Origin of the sequence: Streptomyces sp. MK37H, assembly GCF_018035285.1 — a bacterium.
In the GTDB taxonomy this organism is placed as follows: domain Bacteria; phylum Actinomycetota; class Actinomycetes; order Streptomycetales; family Streptomycetaceae; genus Streptomyces; species Streptomyces endocoffeicus.
Window position 1 is genome coordinate 1 of record NZ_JAAAYH010000745.1, and the last position, 2320, is coordinate 2320.

The window sequence follows — 2320 nt, forward strand, 5'->3', positions numbered from 1 at the left end:
ACCCCCGCGTGCTCCGCGCAGTCGCCGATCGCGAACACCCGCGGATCACTCGTCCGCAGCTCGTCGTCGATCACGACCCCCCGCGCCACCTCCAGCCCAGCGGCCCGCGCCAGCCCGACCCGTGGCCGGACCCCGCACGCCAGCACGACCAGGTCCGCCTCCAGGGCGTATCCGTCGGCCAGTTCGACGCCGCTCACCGCGCGCCCGCCGTCCACCGCGCGCCCGCCGTCCACCGCGCGCCCGCCGTCCACCGCGCGCCCGCCGCTCACCGCGCGCGTGCGCAGGCCGCGTACGCGGCACTCCGTGTGGACCTCCACGCCCAGCGCCGCCATATGCCGCCGCAGCACCCCTGACGCGCCCGGGTCCAGCTGGCGCTCCATCAGGTGCTCGCCCTGCTGAGCCAGGACCACCTGGGCACCGCGCTGGGCCAGTGCACGCGCGGCGGAGACGCCGAGGAGTCCGCCGCCGATGACGACGGCCCGCGCCCCGGGGCGTACGGCCGCGCCGAGGGCCAGGCAGTCGTCCATGGTGCGGAAGGCGTGGACGCCGTCCGGAAGCTCGTGGCCGTCCGGTTCGAACAGGCCGCGCAGCGGCGGCAGCACCGGGTTGGAGCCGGTGGCCAGCACCAGCGCGTCGTACGGCACGCGGCGGCCGTCGTCGCACACCACCTCCGCCGTGGGGCGGTCGACGCGGACCACCCGCACCCCGCTGAGCCGCCGCACTCCGGCGGCGGGGGCGGGAAGCGCGATGACCTCCGGCGCGTACCGCCCGGCGAGCACCTCGGCGAGCAGCACCCGATTGTACGCGGGGTGCGGCTCCTCGCCGATGATCGTGACCTCGACGGCGAGCGAGCCCGGGCCCGCGCCCCGCGCGGCCAGTTGCTGCGCCAGCCTCGTGCCCGCCATGCCGCCGCCGACGATCACCACCCGGCGGCGGGGCGGGCTCGTCGGCTCCCTGTACGACTCCATGCCAGGAAGCCTGCGGGGTGCCTGTTACCCAGCCGCATCCTCGCCGTTTCCCGTAGGCAACGCTGCCCTCAGCGCGCCCCCTCAGCCGCTGTGAGCGGCCCCCAGCCGGATGGGGAGCCGCTGGGGGCTGTTGCCGACGAAGCTGGGGTGGGGGACCAGGGCCTCGTCCGGGACCGCCAGATCCAGCGCGGGGAAGCGGGTGAAGAGGGCCTCGAGGGCGATCACGGCCTCCATACGGGCCAGCGGGGCGCCCAGGCAGAAGTGGGCGCCGTGGCCGAAGGACAGATGGCGCGCCCCCCGGGTGACGTCGAAGCGGCCGGCGTCCGGGCCGTACGCCCGCTCGTCGCGCCCGGCGGCGGTGTACGAGATGAGCACGGGCGCGCCCTTCGGGATGACCGCGTCCCCGACCGGGAGGTCCCTCGTGGCGTAGCGGAACGGGAAGAAGGACACCGGACTGTCGTACCGCAGCGTCTCCTCGACCACATCGCCCCAGCTCGCGGCCCCGGACCGGACCAGCTCCAGCTGATCGCGGTGGTTGCACAGCGCCCGCACCGCGTTGGTGATCAGATTGAGCGTGGTCTCGTGCCCGGCGATGATCGTCAGCATCAGCGTGCCGATCAGCTCCTCCTCGCTGAGCCGGTCGCCGTCCTCCTCACGCACCGCGATCAGCGCGCTGGTCAGATCGTCCCCGGGGTCCTGCAGCCGGGCCGCCGCCACCTGGCCGAGGATCGCCACCATCTCGCGGTTGGCCGCCGGGACCCGCTCGGGCGCGGTCTGGGTGGAGACGATCTCGTTGGACAGCTCGTGCAGCCGGTCCTGGTAGTGGTCGTCCACGCCCAGCAGCCGGCAGATCACGCTCATCGGCAGCGGCAGCGCGAAGTGGCGGCGCAGATCGGCCACCCCGTCCGGATCCGCCGCGGCGGCCTCGCCCAGCCGCTCCAGCAGCGTGCCGGTCAGTTCGTGGACCACCGGGCGCAGCGCCTCCACCCGGCGCGGGGTGAACGCCCGGGTCACCAGGGACCGCAGCCGCTTGTGGTCCTCGCCATCCGCGGTGATCATGCCGCGCACGGTGGCGAAGGTCCGCATCGGCCAGCCGGGCGGGAGCTCGTCGTTCCGCAGCGCGGCGAAGTGGCAGGCGTTCTTGGCCACGTCGGGGTGGGTGACGAAGTCCTTCAGCTCCTCGTGCCGGGTGATGGCGTACGCCGGTACGTCACCGGGCAGCAGGACCGGGACCGCGGCCCCGCGGGCGCGCAGCTCTTCGTTCACCGCGTGCTGGCGCGCCCCGGTGGGGTCCAGGCGGTGCGGTGCGGCGGGGTCGGCGTGCGACACGGGGCATCGGCCGTCGGTCATCT

Annotated in this window: 2 protein-coding genes; both read right to left on the bottom strand. The window is 75.0% G+C overall.

The window, feature by feature from the left end; translation table 11 throughout:
• On the bottom strand, positions 1-968 hold a 968-nt coding region (locus GWI24_RS43475), incomplete at its 3' end, for an NAD(P)/FAD-dependent oxidoreductase (RefSeq protein ID WP_210951528.1).
• An 81-nt stretch (positions 969-1049) separates the two neighbouring features.
• A complete protein-coding gene (locus GWI24_RS43480) occupies positions 1050-2318 on the bottom strand; it encodes a cytochrome P450 (RefSeq protein ID WP_210951529.1) in 1269 nt (422 codons plus the stop codon).
• Positions 2319-2320: the final 2 nt, after the last annotated feature.

Bases quoted from the DNA above. Each gene is read 5' to 3' on its own strand.
- GWI24_RS43480 (WP_210951529.1), bottom strand. From the start codon at position 2,318: ATGACCGACGGCCGATGCCCCGTGTCGCACGCCGACCCCGCCGCACCG.